Source organism: Hansschlegelia sp. (assembly GCF_035538955.1).
Taxonomy (GTDB): Bacteria; Pseudomonadota; Alphaproteobacteria; order Rhizobiales; family Methylopilaceae; genus Methylopila.
The window spans coordinates 199,861-215,467 of sequence record NZ_DATLJK010000015.1; the positions used below are offsets into that span (position 1 = coordinate 199,861).

The 15,607-nt window shown below is 69.7% G+C and carries 14 protein-coding genes; 8 read left to right on the top strand and 6 right to left on the bottom strand.

Annotation, left to right across the window (positions count from 1 at the left end; genetic code table 11):
• Nucleotides 1-33: 33 nt before the first annotated feature.
• Nucleotides 34-1,200 carry an ABC transporter ATP-binding protein gene (locus tag VM780_RS12890; RefSeq protein ID WP_325447938.1) on the bottom strand — a complete coding sequence of 389 codons (1,167 nt, stop codon included), beginning with the start codon at nt 1,198-1,200 and terminating at the stop codon, nt 34-36.
• 179 nt (nt 1,201-1,379) lie between these two features.
• Nucleotides 1,380-2,486 carry a polyamine ABC transporter substrate-binding protein gene (locus VM780_RS12895; protein WP_325447940.1) on the bottom strand — a complete coding sequence of 369 codons (1,107 nt, stop codon included), beginning with the start codon at nt 2,484-2,486 and terminating at the stop codon, nt 1,380-1,382.
• 356 nt (nt 2,487-2,842) lie between these two features.
• Between VM780_RS12895 and VM780_RS12900 the strand changes: the two genes are divergently transcribed.
• Nucleotides 2,843-4,246 carry a glutamine synthetase family protein gene (locus tag VM780_RS12900; RefSeq protein ID WP_325447942.1) on the top strand — a complete coding sequence of 468 codons (1,404 nt, stop codon included), beginning with the start codon at nt 2,843-2,845 and terminating at the stop codon, nt 4,244-4,246.
• Between the two features lie 14 nt (nt 4,247-4,260).
• Nucleotides 4,261-5,538 carry an FAD-binding oxidoreductase gene (locus VM780_RS12905; RefSeq protein WP_325447944.1) on the top strand — a complete coding sequence of 426 codons (1,278 nt, stop codon included), beginning with the start codon at nt 4,261-4,263 and terminating at the stop codon, nt 5,536-5,538.
• 9 nt (nt 5,539-5,547) lie between these two features.
• Here VM780_RS12905 and VM780_RS12910 read toward each other — a convergent pair whose 3' ends face one another.
• Together VM780_RS12910 and VM780_RS12915 are read right to left on the bottom strand one after the other, a co-directional pair.
• A complete protein-coding gene (locus VM780_RS12910) occupies nt 5,548-7,203 on the bottom strand; it encodes a DHA2 family efflux MFS transporter permease subunit (RefSeq protein ID WP_325447946.1) in 1,656 nt (551 codons plus the stop codon).
• A 27-nt stretch (nt 7,204-7,230) separates the two neighbouring features.
• The gene (locus tag VM780_RS12915) at nt 7,231-8,430 is read right to left on the bottom strand and encodes an HlyD family secretion protein (RefSeq protein WP_325447948.1); all 1,200 of its coding nucleotides are present in this window, start codon (nt 8,428-8,430) and stop codon (nt 7,231-7,233) included.
• Between the two features lie 451 nt (nt 8,431-8,881).
• On the opposite strand from VM780_RS12915, the gene VM780_RS12920 reads away from it, so the two are divergent.
• Genes VM780_RS12920 through VM780_RS12935 form a run of 4 tightly spaced genes read left to right on the top strand, consistent with a single transcriptional unit; the run spans nt 8,882 to nt 11,640 of the window.
• Nucleotides 8,882-9,310, top strand: coding sequence for a hypothetical protein (locus VM780_RS12920; protein ID WP_325447950.1), 429 nt, complete (start codon nt 8,882-8,884; stop codon nt 9,308-9,310).
• Nucleotides 9,307-10,284 carry a tonB-system energizer ExbB gene (gene exbB, locus VM780_RS12925; protein WP_325447952.1) on the top strand — a complete coding sequence of 326 codons (978 nt, stop codon included), beginning with the start codon at nt 9,307-9,309 and terminating at the stop codon, nt 10,282-10,284. Before VM780_RS12920 ends, exbB begins: the two co-directional genes overlap by 4 nt.
• A 5-nt stretch (nt 10,285-10,289) precedes the next feature.
• On the top strand, nt 10,290-10,727 hold the full coding sequence (gene exbD, locus VM780_RS12930) for a TonB system transport protein ExbD (RefSeq protein ID WP_325447954.1): 438 nt from the start codon (nt 10,290-10,292) through the stop codon (nt 10,725-10,727).
• Nucleotides 10,714-11,640, top strand: coding sequence for a hypothetical protein (locus VM780_RS12935; RefSeq protein ID WP_325447956.1), 927 nt, complete (start codon nt 10,714-10,716; stop codon nt 11,638-11,640). Before exbD ends, VM780_RS12935 begins: the two co-directional genes overlap by 14 nt.
• Here the strand turns inward: VM780_RS12935 and hisE are convergent.
• A complete protein-coding gene (gene hisE / locus VM780_RS12940) occupies nt 11,621-12,022 on the bottom strand; it encodes a phosphoribosyl-ATP diphosphatase (RefSeq protein ID WP_325448786.1) in 402 nt (133 codons plus the stop codon). The two genes, VM780_RS12935 and hisE, sit on opposite strands and share 20 nt — an antisense overlap.
• Before the next feature lie 242 nt (nt 12,023-12,264).
• On the opposite strand from hisE, the gene VM780_RS12945 reads away from it, so the two are divergent.
• Both VM780_RS12945 and VM780_RS12950 read left to right on the top strand, forming a co-directional pair.
• Nucleotides 12,265-13,602, top strand: coding sequence for a hemolysin family protein (locus tag VM780_RS12945; protein WP_325447958.1), 1,338 nt, complete (start codon nt 12,265-12,267; stop codon nt 13,600-13,602).
• A gap of 21 nt (nt 13,603-13,623) precedes the next feature.
• Nucleotides 13,624-15,099: a pyridoxal phosphate-dependent decarboxylase family protein gene (locus VM780_RS12950; RefSeq protein WP_325447960.1), complete on the top strand. Its 1,476-nt coding sequence runs from the start codon at nt 13,624-13,626 to the stop codon at nt 15,097-15,099.
• A 23-nt stretch (nt 15,100-15,122) separates the two neighbouring features.
• Here VM780_RS12950 and VM780_RS12955 read toward each other — a convergent pair whose 3' ends face one another.
• Nucleotides 15,123-15,524 (bottom strand): F0F1 ATP synthase subunit epsilon, encoded by a 402-nt coding sequence (locus VM780_RS12955; protein WP_325447962.1) that lies wholly within the window; start codon nt 15,522-15,524, stop codon nt 15,123-15,125.
• Between the last annotated feature and the right edge of the window lie 83 nt (nt 15,525-15,607).

Consider the following 15,607-nt stretch of genomic DNA (forward strand, 5'->3'; position numbering starts at 1 on the left):
GCCTCCCGCCCGTTCGGCTCGCACGGCGGCGCCTCAGGATCTCAGCAGCACGCCGGCGTCCGGCGCGAACCACAGGAACACCCTGTCGTCCCAGCCGATCGGCCTCGCCTCGCTGCGCGTGACGTTGGCGCGGCTGACCCGCACGATCTTGTCCGTGCCGTCGAGCTTGATCAGCAGGATGGTCCAGTCGCCCAGATAGGCGATGTCCCACACCTCCCCAGCCAGCCGGTTCGTCGCCTCGGGCGGCGGCGGCTCCAGCGAAACCCGCATCTTTTCCGGCCGGATGGCGAGCGCCACTTCCGCGCCGGCCTGAAGCTCGGCGTCGCTGGCGGCGGTGAACTCCGCGCCGGCTTCGGCCGACTTCAGCCGGACGACGCCGCCTTGCGCGCTCTCCACCGAGCCTTCGAACAGATTGATGTCGCCGATGAAGTCCGCGACGTAGCGGCAGTTCGGCTGCTCGTAGATCTCACCCGGCGTGGCGACCTGCACGAGTTTGCCATGGTTCATCACGGCGATCCGGTCGGCGACCGTCATCGCCTCCTCCTGGTCATGCGTGACGATCAGGAAGGTCAGCCCGAGCTCCTGCTGCAGGTCCATCAGCTCGAACTGGGTCTCCTCGCGCAGCTTCTTGTCGAGCGCGCCGAGCGGCTCGTCGAGCAGCAGCACCTTCGGCTTCTTGGCGAGCGACCGGGCGAGCGCGACGCGCTGGCGCTGGCCGCCGGACAGCTGGTGCGGCTTGCGGCCGGCGAACGGCTCGAGCTTCACGAGCCGAAGCATCTCGGCGACGCGCGCCTCCATCTCGGGCTTCGGCATGCCGTCCTGCTTCAGGCCGAAGGCGATGTTCTGCGCCACCGTCATGTGCGGGAACAGCGCATAGGACTGGAACATCATGTTCACGGGCCGCCGGTAGGGCGGCACGCCCGCGAGGTCCTTGCCGGCGAGCGTGATGCGGCCGGACGTCGGCGCCTCGAAGCCCGCCAGCATCCGCATCAGGGTGGTCTTGCCGCAGCCCGACGGCCCCAGCAGCGCGAAGAACTCACGCTGGTGGATGTCGAGCGAGACGTCGTCGACCGCGGTGAAGTCGCCGAAGCGCTTCACGACGTTCTCGAACCGGATCAGCGGAACGGCGCTGGGGTCGAGCCATGGCGCGAAGGAGCGCCGGATCGGGCCGAGGGCTTTCTGGGCGGGCTTCAGCGCCATTGGGTGATCCGGAGAGGAGGTGGAAGCAAGGGCGCGATTGACAAAACTCGTCATCCCGGCCGGAGCGAAGCGGAGAGCCGGGATCGTCCTCAGAACGTGGCGGCTCGAAACTGCGCCTCGTCCGGATCACGATCCCGGATCGTCGGCCTACGCCGCGTCCGGGATGACGCCTTTCCGCCTCACCTTCCGCTCTTGGCCTTGGTCCAGGCCCGGGTCAGCGCGCGCTGGATCTTGGGATCCTCGATGGTCGGCACGGTGTAGAGCCGCGCGAACACCTCCTTGGTGGGATAGATCGAGGGGTTGTCCTTGACCTCGGCGTCCAGGAACTCCTGCGACTTCAGATTGCCGTTGGCGTATTGCACGAAATTGGACGCCTTGGCGGCGACCTCCGGCTTCAGCATGTAGTTCATGAAGGCGTGCGCCTCGTCCGGATGCGGCGCGTCGGCCGGCATGGCCATCTGGTCGAACCAGAGCTGCGCGCCTTCCTTGGGCAGCGAGTATTCCACGTTCACGCCCTTGCCGGCCTCGGCGGCGCGGCTCTTGGCCTGGAAGATGTCGCCCGAATAGCCGACGGCGACGCAGATGTTCCCGTTCGCGAGGGCGTTGATGTATTCGGACGAGTGGAACTTGGTGATGTAGGGCTTGAGCTTCGCCAGATGCTCCGCCGCCTTCTGCACGTTCTTCACGTCAGACCAGTCCGGCGGCAGCCCGAGATAGGTCAGCACCGACGGCAGCAGATCTTCCGGGCTGTCGAGCAGCATGACGCCGCACTTCGAGAGCTTTTTCAGGTTTTCCGGATCGTAGATCAGGCTCCAGCTGTCGAGTGGCGCGTTTGGAAAGATCTTCTTCACCTTGTCGACGTTATAGCCGATGCCGGTGGTGCCCCACATATAGTTGATCGAATAGGCGTTGTCGGGGTCGTACTGGGCGACCCGCTGGTAGATTTCCGGCCACGCGTTGACGAGGTTCGGAAGCTTCGACTTGTCGAGCTTCTGGAAGACGCCCGCCTTGATCTGCCGCGACAGAAAGGTGGCGCTCGGAACCACGAGATCGTAGCCGGTCTTGCCGGTCAGCAGCTTGGTCTCGAGGATCTCGTTGGAGTCGAAGACGTCGTAGACGACCTTGATGCCGGTCTCGGCCTCGAAATCCTTCAGGATCTGCGGGTCGATATAGTCCGACCAGTTGTAGATCCTGACTTCCTTGTCCGCCGCCAGCGCGCCCCCGGCGGCGCCGGCCGCGAGCCCGAAAGCGGCCAGACAGGCGGCCACCAATCCTCTGATCGTCATACGCGAGATCCCCTGGCGCCCTCGACCCCTCGCGAGGGAACGACGCCGAAAGGCTAGCCTCGCGCGTCAGGGCGCACAACCGATTTGCGAGCCTAATTCCGCGCCAGCGGCTGAGGGCCGGCGGATTGATTTGGCGCGAGCGGTCGGGCAGGCTCCGGGCTGCGCCGGTTCGCCGGCGTCCGGCGGCTCGACCGCCGCAGGGGCGGCTCAGCCTTCCTTCCCGACCCGATCCGGGAGCCGCCCTCGACGCAGCACGGCCGCGGCTTCCGCCGCCGGCCTCGCCGCTGCCCGGCTCGGGTCGCCGCCGGCCTCGCCCTCCGGGCGGGCCGGGCCGGTTGACATTCGAGAGTCATGAGATGAGCAAGAAAAAGCGCGCCGAGCTGCGAGAGGCCATCGCCGATCGCCGCGGAGCCGCCGACACCGAGGCGGCGCGCGAATGGGTCGCCGAGCGCGGCATCGAGGAGCTCGAATGCCTGGTGCCGGACCAGGCCGGAGTGGCGCGCGGCAAGATCATGCCCGCGCAGAAGTTCTTCCAGTCGCCGACGATGAACATGCCGTCGTCGATCTTCCACCAGACCATCGCGGGCGGCTACGCCGACGAGGACGCGCCCGGCGGCGGCGACCCGGCGGACAGCGACCTGGTGCTCGAGCCGGACTTCTCGACGCTCTCGGTGGTGCCCTGGGCGTCCGATCCGACGGCGCAGATTATCCACGACGCGTTTCACCGCGACGGCCGCCCGGTCGAGGTCTCCCCGCGCGCGCTGCTGCGGCGGGTCGTCGATCTGTTCGAGAACAAGGGCTGGGCGCCCGTGGTGGCGCCGGAGATCGAGTTCTACCTCGTCAAGCCGAACACCGACCCGGACTATCCGCTGGAGCCGCCGATCGGCCGCTCGGGCCGACCTGAGACCGGGCGGCAGTCCTACTCGATATCGGCGGTCAACGAGTTCGACGAGCTGTTCGAGGACATCTACGATTTCTCGGAAGCCCAGGGGCTCGAGATCGACACGCTGATCCACGAGGAGGGCGCGGCGCAGATGGAGATCAATCTGCGTCACGGCGCGCCGCTCGCACTTGCCGACCAGGTGTTCCTGTTCAAGCGCACCATCCGCGAGGCCGCGCTCAAGCACTCGATGTACGCGACCTTCATGGCGAAGCCGATCGCCAACCAGCCGGGCTCGGCCATGCACATCCACCAGTCGGTGCGCGACATGAAGACCGGGCGCAACATCTTCTCGGACGAACAGGGCAAGCCGTCGTCGGAGTTCTTCTCGTTCCTGGCCGGCACGCAGAAATACATGCCGACCGTGATGACGCTGCTCGCGCCTTACGTGAACTCCTACCGGCGGCTGACCCGCCATTCCTCGGCGCCGATCAACGTCCAGTGGGGCTACGACAACCGCACCACCGGCATCCGGGTGCCGCCCTCGGGACCGGAGGCCCGCCGCGTCGAGAACCGCGTGCCGTCCTCGGACGCGAATCCCTATCTGGCGATCGCCGCCACCCTCGCCTGCGGCTACCTAGGCATGGTCGAGGGGCTGACGCCGTCCGAGCCGATCGACGGCTCCGCCTACGGCCTCGACTACGACCTGCCGCGCGGCCTGCTGGAGGCGGTCTCGGCCTTCGAGGATTGCGGGCCGCTGCAGTCGGTCTTCGGCAGGACTTTCGTGCAGACCTTCGCGGCCATCAAGCGCGCCGAGTTCGAGACCTTCATGCGCGTGATCAGCCCTTGGGAGCGGGAATACCTGCTGCTGAACGTCTAGCGGCGGGACGCGCTGTGACAGCCTTTCCGCCCGCCGCCTCGTATTACGCCGCCGCCAATCCGCCGCCCTTTGCGCGCCCGGCGCTTGCGGGCGACGTGCGGGCGGACGTGGCGATCGTCGGCGCAGGCTTCACCGGCTTGTCGGCCGCGCTTCATCTCGCGGAGCGCGGCGTATCGGTCGTCGTGCTGGAGCAGGCGCGGGTCGGCTGGGGCGCGTCGGGCCGCAATGGCGGTCAGGTCCACACCGGCCAGCGCCGCGAGCAGGACGAGCTCGAACGGATCGCCGGCCGCGACGACGCCCGCAAGCTCTGGGACATGGCCGAAGAGGCCAAGGGCTTGCTCCGCGACTTCATCGACCGGCGCGGGATCGACTGCCGCTACGAAGCCGGGCTGATCCACGCCGACCACAAGCCGTCTTACGTCGCCGAGACGCACGCCTACGCCCGCAAGCTGGCGCAAGACTACGGCTACGACCGGATCGAGCCGCTGGACCGCGACCAGCTCCGAGCGCTGGTGAAGAGCGATAACTATCACGGCGGCTCGATCGACCATGGCGGCGGCCATCTCGATCCGCTGGCGCTGGTCTTCGGGCTCGCGCGCGCGGCCGAAGCCGCCGGGGCCCGCATCCACGAGAGCGCGCGCGTGCGCCGTATTCGCCACGGCGCGCGGCCGGTTCTTGAGACCGACGGCGGGACCGTCACCGCCGACACCGTGCTGATCTGCACCGACGGGCTGCTCGAGGGCGTCGACGCCACGGTCCAGGCGCATGTCGCGCCGATCGCCAACCACATCGCCGTCACCGCGCCGCTCGGTGAGCGGCTTCGGGAGGCGCTGACCAGCCGCGCGGCCGTCTCGGACAGCCGGTTCGTGGTCTACTACTACCGTCCGACCCCGGATGGCCGGCTGCTGTTCGGCGGCGGCGAAACCTATTCGACGACGCTGCCCGCCGAGATCGCGCCGATCGTGCGCCATCACATGCTCAAGGTTTTCCCGCAGCTCCGCGACGTCCCGATCGAGCACGCCTGGGGCGGCGTGCTCGGCATCACGCCGACCCGCCAGCCCTTCGTGCGCGCCATTCGGCCGAACGTTCTGGTCGCCGCCGGCTACTCCGGTCAGGGAGTGCTGCTCGGGCCGATGTTCGGCAAGATCCTGGCCGAAGCGGTCGGCGGACGGCTTGAGCGCTTCGACCTGCTGTCGCGGCTGCCGGCGCCCGCCTTCCCGGGCGGACGATGGCTGCGCAAGCCGCTGCTGGTCGCGGCGATGAGCTATTACGCGCTGCGCGACAGGCTGTGACGCGCGGCCTCAGTGCGCCGGCGCGGCGGCCGCGCCGGGGTTCGGGCGCCTGACGAGCGGCACCAGCAGCACGATGCCGCCGAACAGGATCGTCATCGCCCAGAACAGATCGCCGAAGGCGAGCACCAGGCCCTGCTGGCCGACCATGTTGGAGAGCTGGCGGACCGCCGCGAGGTCCGCGTCGGAGCCGAGCCGCGGCGCGAGGCTCGCCGCCATGCCGGCGAGCTGCTCCTCGGCGACCTGGCGGCCCCACACCACGTGCTCGCGCAGCCGCAGCATGTGCAGGTCCTGACGGTCGTTCAGGAAGGTGTTGATGAAGGCGAGCCCGAAGGCGCCTCCGAGATTCCGCATCAGGTTGAACAGCGCGCTGGCGTTCTTAAGCTTCGGCGGCGGCAGGGTGGCGAGCGACACGACATTGATCGGCACCATGCACATCATCAGCGACACGCCGCGCAGCATCTGCGGCATGAACAGCTCGCCGAACGCCCAGTCGCTGGTGATGTAGGTGAGGTCGATGCAGGACAGACCGAAGCCCAAGAAGCCGGCCGCGATCAGGTAGCGCGGATCGACCTTGCGGGAGAGCACGCCCACCACAGGCGCGGTCAGGAACATGAACAGGCCCGAGACGAACACGGTCTCGCCGATCTGCAGCGAGTCATAGCCGCGCACCCGGCCGAGGAAGACCGGATAGAGATAGGTCATGCCGTAGAGGCCGATGCCCATGATGAAGGTGAGCAGCGAACCGACGGCGAAGTTGCGGTCCCGATAGGCGGTGAGGTCGACCAGCGGCGTCTTGGCCGCGAAGCAGCGCCAGAAGAACAGCACGCCGCCCACGACGCCCGCGACGCTGAGGTTGCGGATGGTCGCGTCCTGGAACCAGTCGTCGCGCGCGCCCTCCTCCAGCACATATTCGAGGCTGCCGAGGAACACGCCCAGCGCCGCCAGCGCGAAGTAGTCGAGCCGCCGCAGCAGATCGAACTCGGGCTCGTCGAAGTCGACCAGCGTCCAAGCGAGCAGCGTGGCGGCGGCGCCGGGCACGACATTGATCAGGAACAGCCAGTGCCAGGAGAGCAGCTCGGTCAGATAGCCGCCGATGGTCGGCCCGATGGTCGGCGCCAGCGTCACCGTCAGCCCGACCAGCGCCATGATGGCCGCCTGGTGGCGCTTGGGGAAGATCGTGTAGGCGGCCGCGAAGGCGGTCGGGATCATGCCGCCGCCGATGAAGCCCTGAATCGCCCGGTAGACGATCATCTCCGGCAGCGTCGTGGCGGTGGCGCAGAGCGCGCTCGCGAGCGTGAAGCCCGCGGCCGAGATGGTGAACAGCACCCGCGTGGACAGCGCCCGGCCCAGATAGCCCGACAGCGGGATCATGATCACTTCGGCGATCAGATAGCTGGTCTGAACCCAGGAGATCTCGTCCGGGCTCGCCGACAGGCCGGCCTGGATCTCGGCGAGAGACGACGAGACGATCTGGATGTCCAGAATCGCCATGAACATGCCGAAGACGAGCGCGAGGAACGCGACGAGCCGGCGCGGCGTCACCTTCGGTTCGAAAGGAGGATTCCCCGCGCCCGAGGCGCTCGTCGAGCCAGCCGCCAACCCCGTGGGGACGCGGGTCGGTTCGACAGCCTTACGACTGCTTGGAGGAGCAGCGTCGTCGCTCATGACGAGGCCTCGGACGCGGGGACTACGTCAACGCCGCAGGTCTGCGGCGTCGGACGTAAGCTTTGGCGCAGTGCGCGTGTCGACGGACGCGATCACCGACAGGCCCGGCCGCAGCCTGCCTTTCGCGACGTCCTGCGGATCGACCCGGATCCGGACCGGCACGCGCTGCACGATCTTGGTGAAGTTGCCGGTGGCGTTCTCGGGCGGCAACAGGCTGAACTGCGCCCCCGAGGCCGGCGCGAGACTGTCGACGACGCCCGTCACGTCATGTTCCGGATAGGCGTCGACCGAGAGCCGCACCTTTGCGCCCGGCTTAACTTCGGCCAGTTGGGTCTCCTTGAAGTTCGCATCGACATAGACGCGGTCGAGCGGCACGACCGCCATCAGCCGCTTGCCGGGCGTCACGTAGTCGCCGACCTGCACGGCCTTGTTGCCGATGACGCCGTCGAACGGCGCTCGGATGAGGGTCGCGTCGAGGTCCCGCTGGCGCTGCGCGCGCGCGGTCTCGAACTCCTGCAGCGTGCGCTGCGCCTCGCCCTTCTGCGCGGCGAGCACGGCGCGGTTCGCCTCCGCGGCCGCGACGCCGGCGCGCGCCGCCTCGACCGCGGCGACGGTCCGGTCGCGGTCCGCCTTCGCCTGGTCGAGCGCCTGTTTGCTGCCATAGGTCGATTTCACGAGCTGCTGGGCGCGCTCGTAGTCGGCCGCGGCGCGGTCTCGGTCGGCGCTTGCGGAGTCGACCTGCGCCTTGGCCTGCGCGGTCTGCGCCTCCGCCGCCGCGATCTGGCTGTCGAACCGGTCGATCGACGCCTGCTGGGTCGCGATCTTGCCCTCGGCGGCCTGCAGCGCGAGCCTGAAGTCCGCCGGATCGACGTTCAAGAGCGGCTCGCCGGCCTTGACCGGCGCGTTGTCCGCGACGGCGACCGATTCCACATAGCCTGAGATCTTGGGCGCGACCACCGCCATGTCGGCGCCCACATAGGCGTCGTCGGTCTCGACCAGGAAGCGGCCCTCGGTCCACCACTCGTAGCCATACCAGCCGCCGCCTGCGAGCGCGGCGACGACAGCCGCGCCGAGCAGCATCTTGCGCGCGCCCGGAGCCCGCCGCGCCTTCTGGGGCGCTGGAGCCGCGTCGGCCGGCGCCGCGGGCGCCTCCGGCTGAAGCTCGCGGCGGTCGATGGGGTCGGCTCGCTCGGCAGGCGCAGCCGTCACAAGGCGAGGCCTCTGCATGAAAGCTGTCCCAGTTGGCTCGCGGCGGGCGACTGCCCGAAGACATGGAGCGCGCGGACGTTCTGACCGAACCGTTCGGTCAACGAGAATCTAGCGCACCGATGCGGCCGCGGCAAGATTGACCGAACGGTTCGGTCATTATTTCTCACTGCGCGCCCTCGGCGCCCTGTGGCCGGGGACTGTGCCGGGCGATAGGTTGCGCAGTCGTCACCGCAAACCCGAAAACCGCGCCCTTTCGGCAAGTTTCTTTGCCGGCTTGCGCAGCGCAGCGGGCGCCTGACCGATCGCGCGCGAGACCTCGGCCGGTCCGCCAATACTAAGAAGATCGTAAGACGAGCGCGTTGGACCTTGGAATTTGAAGGGTTCTGATTTGTCAGAGTCGCCTTGAAGTAGGCCTCTTGTACGCTTATTCGGCTGCGGAGCGGTTTTCTGGCGGTTAGGGAGTAGCCCGTTGTCGCGATCCGATGCCACGCGCCTAGCGGCAGGCGTTTCCGGCGGCCTTCTGCTCGCCCTTCTCGCCGCCGCGCCCGCAGCGGCGGCTTCGACCGTCTCGATCGAGCTGAACCGGCTCGAGCCGCGTGATGGCGCCTGCCGGGTCTCCCTGGTGGTCGCCAATCCGGGCGACAAGTCGATCGACAGCCTGAAGCTCGACCTCGTCTTCTTCGACAAGGAGGGGGTGATCTCGCGCCGCCTTGCGGTCGAAGCGGGGCCGCTGCGCGCCTCCAAGACGAGCGTCAAGCTGTTCGACGCCAGCGACACCGATTGCGGCAGCGTCAGCCGCGTGCTGCTGAACGACGTCACGAGCTGTGGCGGAGAGCAGGACTGTCTCGGCCTAGTGACCACGACCTCCCGGGTGAAGGGCGTGGAGTTCGGCAAATGACCGGCGGACGCAAGCTCGCGGCGGCGCTGGCCGCGGCGGCGGCGCTGTCGGCTGTGAGCCCAGCCGTCTGGGCGCAAGGCGCGCCCGAGAGCGCGCGCCCCGCCGCGGCTCAGACCCTGCCGCCGGCCGAGGAAGTGCAGGCGACCGAGCCTGGTCAGCCGCCGGCCAAGGCCGCGCCGGCGCCCGCGCCGGCTGCGCCGCAGGACGGCCAGACGCTCGCCGCGCCGGCTCCGGGCGCTGCGGCCGGCGCGCCGAACCTGCCGTCGGTCGAGGCCTCCCACCTTCCGCGCAACCTGTCGCCGCTCGGCATGTTCCTGGCCGCGGACTGGATCGTGAAGGCGGTGATGCTCGGCCTCGCCTTTGCGTCGCTGGTCACCTGGACCGTCTGGCTGGCGAAGTCGTTGGAGCTGATGGCGGCCAACCGCCGCGCCAAGGCGGCGCTGGCGGCGCTCGGCGCGTCGCGCACCCTTGAAGAGGCCCGCGAGGCGCTTGAGGGCGTCAGGGGCCCGGTGCCGGCCTTTGTCGAGGCGGCGGACGCCGAGATCGTCTATTCGCAGGACAGCCTTTCGCCCGAGGGCGTGAAGGAGCGCGTGGCCTCGCATCTGTCGCGGCTGGAGGCCCAGGCGGGCCGACGGCTCACGATCGGCACCGGCCTTCTGGCGACGATCGGCTCCACCGCCCCCTTCGTCGGCCTGTTCGGCACGGTGTGGGGCATCATGAACTCCTTCATCGGCATCTCGAACGCGCAGACGACGAACCTCGCCGTGGTCGCGCCCGGCATCGCCGAGGCGCTGCTCGCCACCGCGATCGGCCTCGTGGCCGCGATCCCCGCGGTCGTGATCTACAACGTGTTCGCCCGCGCGATCGGCGGCCACCGCGCCATCCTGGCCGACGCCTCCGCGGCCGTGCTGCGGCTCGTGAGCCGTGACCTCGACCGGATCAGCGCCCCCCGGCTCTCGGCCGCGGCGGAGTAGACGCCATGGCTGTGCGGCTCGACCACGCCGGCGGCGACGACCTCGCCGAGACGCATGAAATCAACGTCACGCCGTTCATCGACGTCATCCTCGTGCTGCTCATCATCTTCATGGTGGCGGCGCCGCTGGCGACGGTCGACGTCGGCGTCGACCTGCCCTCCTCGAACGCGCCGCGCCAGCCGCGGCCGGACAAGCCGGTCTATCTGACCATCCGGTCGGACATGAAGCTCGCGCTCGGCTCGCAGATGATCGATCAGGCGCAGCTCGCGCCCATGCTGCAGAACATGACCGGCGGCGACCGCGAGCAGCGCATCTTTCTGCGCGCGGACAAGACGGTGCCTTATGGCGAGCTCACCAACGTCATGAACGAGCTGCGCCGCGCCGGCTACCTCAAGGTCGCCCTGGTCGCGCTGGAGAGCGCCGGTTCCGATGGCGGCCGTTGACGCGCTGAGCCTGGACGCCGGAACGGGCGGGCCGGACTGGAAGCGCTGGACGATCGCCGGCGCCGCCGTGCTGGCGGCCCATCTCGGCGCCATCGCCCTGCTGAGCGAGGCGCCGCCGCCGACGAACGGCGCGGCCGAAACCGCCATAGAGATGGACCTCGCGCCGCCGCCCTCGGCCGGCGCCGCGCAGATGCCGGAAAGCGGCGCGGAGCAGACCCAGCCGCTCACGCCCCAAGAAGCCGACGAGGCGAAGCCGCAGGAGGTCGAGCAGCTCGACGAAGTGGAGGACACGCCTCCGCCGGAGGAGCAGCCGGTCACCGCCGAGGCCGCGCCGGTCGAGGACATCCAGGAGGCGCAGCCGGTCGAAACCGAAATCGTCGCGGCCGACGACGTGAAGACGCCGGACGATGTCGAAGCCGCGGTCGCGCTGCCGCCGGAGCGCACCGTGGTGGCGCAGGAGGAGACGCCCGAACCTCCGAAGCCCGTGGCCAAGCCGGTCACCAAGCGCGAGACGCCGAAGCCGGTCGAGCGAAAGCCGCGCGAAAAACCGGCGGAGCGCACGGCCGAGAAGCCGAAGCCGGCCTCTATTCCCACGCAGGCCGGGGGCCAGCGCGGCGCCTCCGCGGACGCCGGGGCGAGCCGTGCGGCGGCGGCCGCCTATGGATCGAAGATCAGGGCGGCCGTCGCGGCGCAGAAGCGCGCGGGCACGACCTTCACCGGGCGGGCGATGCTGACGTTCACCGTCAACCGGGCGGGGCGGATCTCCGGCGTGTCGGCCTCCGGCCCGGGTCCGGCGGCGGCGGAGGCCCAGGCGATGCTGCGGCGCGCGGCAGGCTCGTTCCCGCCGATGCCCTCAGAGATGCCTGACGCCTCGAAGACCTATTCGCTGCCGATCAACTTCTCCGCCCGCTGAGCGGGGACCAGAAGCCCTGGCTGGCCTTGGCGGCCGCCGCGTTCGGCGCCGGCTTGAACTTGAGGGCGTCCGACTTCGGCAGCTTCTGCGCGATGCCGTAAAGCCGCTCGCGCCGGTCCATCTCGTCATAGACGTCCTGCGGCGTGAGCCCAGCGGCCGACCACAGCACGACCAGATTGTAGATCAGGTCGGCGCTTTCGCGTATCAGAGCCTCGCGCTGCCCGCTGACGGCCTCGATCGCGACCTCGGCGGCCTCCTCGGCCACCTTCTTGGCCATCTTGGGCACGCCCTCCTGCCGCAGCTTGGCCGTGCGGGAGGACGCCGGATCGGCTTCGCTGGCCTCGCAGACAGCTGTGAACAGACGGTCGATCGAATCGGGCATCAGGCGGGGCTTTCCGGCGAACCTCTCGAGGAGACGACCCAGCAGTTCACGAATCGTTAACATAGCGGCGTCGGCTCCTGTCCGACATCAGATAAGCTTCTGTTCCAACGCCGCTAGCCGCCAAAGGGCGCAGAGGTTCCGAACGTTCCAGGCTGCGGCCGCCGCGCATGACGGAGCGCTTCAAAGGCCCTATAGTCGGCGCCGTCTGCAGGCCTCGCGCCTGCTTCACCTCCGGACCCTTCATGCCGCTCCTCAACACCGCCGTTCTCTTGGGCCTCGTGCTCTTGAACGGCTTCTTCGCGTTGTCGGAGCTCGCGATCGTGTCGGCCCGGAAGCCGCGGCTCAAGATGCTCGCCGAGGCCGGCGATCGCGGCGCGGCCCGCGCGCTGCGGCTCGCTGAAGACCCGAGCAGCTTCCTGTCCTCCGTCCAGATCGGCATCACGCTGATCGCGATCCTGAGCGGCGTGGTCGGCGAGGCGGCGTTTTCGGATCCCCTGGCGACCCTGCTGGCGGACCACACCGCGCTCGACGCCTATGCGCGGCCGGTCGCAAGCGCCGTCGTCGTCATCGCGATCGGAAGCCTCTCGTTGATCCTCGGCGAACTGGTCCCGAAGCGGATCGCGCTCGCAAATCCGGAACCGATCGCGGCCTACGTCGCCGGTCCGCTCACGCTGCTCGCCGCCCTCGGCCGGCCGGTGGTGGTCCTGCTCAGCGCGACCTCGAGCCTCATCCTCAAGATCCTGCGGGTCCGCGAGCAGGACGGCAGCAACGTCACCGAGGAGGAGGTTCGCAGCGTGATCGCGGAGGGCGTCGCGGCGGGCTCGATCGAGCCGGTCGAGAGACGCATGATCGAAGGCGTGCTGGGGCTCGCCGACAGGCCCGTGCGCTCGATCATGACGCCGCGCCGCGAAGTGTTCTGGGTCGACATCAGCGACGACCTCGGCACCATCCAGACCGAGCTCGCCGAAAGCCCGTTCTCCCGCATCGTGGTCGGCAAGGAAGGCTCGGTCGACGACCCTGTCGGGATCCTGCACAAGAAGGACGTGCTGGCAGCGCTCATCCAGGGCAAGAAGTTCGACGTGGCCTCCTATGTGCGCGACCCGCTGTTCGTGCCGGAGGGCGCTTCCGCGCTGAGCCTGCTCGAGCTGTTCAAGTCGCAGCCGTCCTCGACCGCCTTCGTGGTCGACGAGTTCGGCGGCTTCGAAGGCATCGTGACCTCGCACGACGTGCTCGGCGCGATCGCCGGCGCGTTGCCGGAGGAGCACGAGATCGGCGAGGCGCAGGAGATCCGCCGCCGCGAGGACGGCACCTATCTGGTCGACGGCCGCGCCTCGCTGGACGCCGTGACCGAGACCTTCGGGGTGACGGTGCCGGCTCATTCGCAGGGCGACTTCCACACTGCCGCAGGGCTCGTGATCGCGGAGCTCGGCCGCATCCCGAGCGAGGGCGACACGATCGACGTGTCGAACTGGACCGTCGAGGTCATCGACATGGACGGTCCGCGCGTGGACAAGCTGCTGTTCCGCGCGCGCGGCGCGCCGGCCGAGGCCGGAGCCACGCCGGCCGGCGCCGGCATCTGACCCGCGCGAACGGCCGCCGCCATGGACCAGCCCCGCGCCGCGACCGGCGCCGTCGACGAGCCGGCCATCCCGCAGGCGATCGACTCGCCAGCCGATCGCGCCCCGGAGCCGGCGCGCGCCGTCGCGCCCATCGCGGCTCTGACGCAGGCCCTGGAGGCGCTGGCGAGCCTGCCCGCCTCTCCGGCCCCGGCCGCGCTCGGCGCGCCGCGCTCGCTTGATATTCCGGAGCGAGGCCGCCCGCTCGCCGACGCGGCCGCTGAGCTCGTGCGCGAAGTTCTCCCGCGCGCCGCACGTTCCGACCATCCGCGCTTCTTCGCCTTCATCCCGTCGCCGGCGGGCGCCGCCTCGCGGCTCGGCGAGGCGCTGACGGCCGCCGTCAATCCGCAGGCGGGCGCGTGGCGCCAGGCGGAAGGGCCGGCGGCCGTCGAGGCTGCGGTGATCCGCTGGATGGCGGATGCGGCGGGTTTTCCCGAGACCGCCGGCGGGCTGCTCATGGGCGGCGGCTCCGCCGCGAACCTCACCGCCGTGGCGGCCGCGCGGGACGCGAAGCTGCAGCCGGAGAAGCGGGCCGAGGGCGTCGCATATCTCTCAGCCGAGACCCACGGCTCCGTGCTCCGGGCGCTGGCGGTGGCGGGCTTCCTGCCCGGACAGATCCGGCGCGTCGCGCTTGACGCGGCCTTCCGGATGGACGCGTCAGACCTTGCGCGGCTCGTCCAGGCGGACGTCGCGGCCGGGCTGCGGCCCTTCCTGGTCGTGGCGACGGCCGGCACGACCAATACCGGCGCGGTGGACCCGCTGGACCAGAGCGCTGCGGTCTGCGAGCGCAACGACCTGTGGCTCCACGTCGACGGCGCCTTCGGGGCTTCGGCGCTGCTTTCGCCCGCGCACCGGCCGCTACTCGCGGGAATCGGGCGCGCGGACAGCCTCGCCTGGGACGCCCACAAATGGCTGTTCCAGACCTATGGCTGCGGCGCGCTGATCGTCCGCGACCAGGCGCGACTCGAACAGGCCTTCAGCCTGGGCGCGGATTACCTCCGCGACGGCGACCTGCCGGGAAGCGCTCCGAATTTCTGGGATCTGGGGCTCGAGACCAGCCGACCGGCGCGCGCCCTAAAACTGTGGCTGACGCTGCAGACGATGGGGACCGCAGCGGTCGGCGCGGCCGTCGCGCATGGCTTCCGCCTCGCTGCCTGGGCCGAGGACGAGCTCAGGCGCACGCCCGGCTGGCGGGTCGTCACCGCCGCCTCGATGGCGATCGTCACCTTCCGCTTCGAACCCTCGCGGCTCTCTCCGGAACAGACGGATGCACTGAACCTTGAGGCGGCCCGGCGTGTCGAGCGCGAGGGCTTCGCGCTCGTCGGCGGCACCCGCGTCGAGGGCCGGGTGGCGCTGCGGATCTGCGCGCTTCACCCCGACGCGACCGAGCGCGACATGCGGGAGACCATCCGCCGGCTCGACGCCGGGGCGCGAGCCGCGCTGGAAGAGACGCCCCTCTAGGGGCTAGCGGCGTTCAGCTTCGCTCAGAACAGCGCGCTGCGGAGTTCGCGGAGCTGGTCGAGCTGCGCCTGCGCCTTGACCCTGCCGGCCTCGCTCGTGGCGTCTGCCAGATCCTCTTCGGCGTCCCGGATGGCGACGTCGAGCTTGGCGACGTCGAACTCCTCCATCGGCACGGCTTCGTCGGCCAGGATCGTCAGGCCCCTGGGGTTCACGTCGGCGAAGCCGCCGCGCACGAACAGCCGGCGCGGCTCCCCGCCGTCGGTCTTGTAGACCTTCACCACGCCCGGCTTCAGCGTCGACATCAGCGGCGCGTGGTGCGCCAGAACGCCGAATTCGCCCTCCATGCCGGGGACCACGACATGTTCGACGTCGTCGGAGATGAGCAGCTTCTCAGGGGAGACCAGCTCGAAAGGGAAGGTGTCCATCGTCAGTCCTTCAGTGGCCGCCGGGCCGCGGGCGCTCTCCCTTTCCGGGTCGCCGGAAAGGGAGCGTTCGGCGCGTCTGTCCG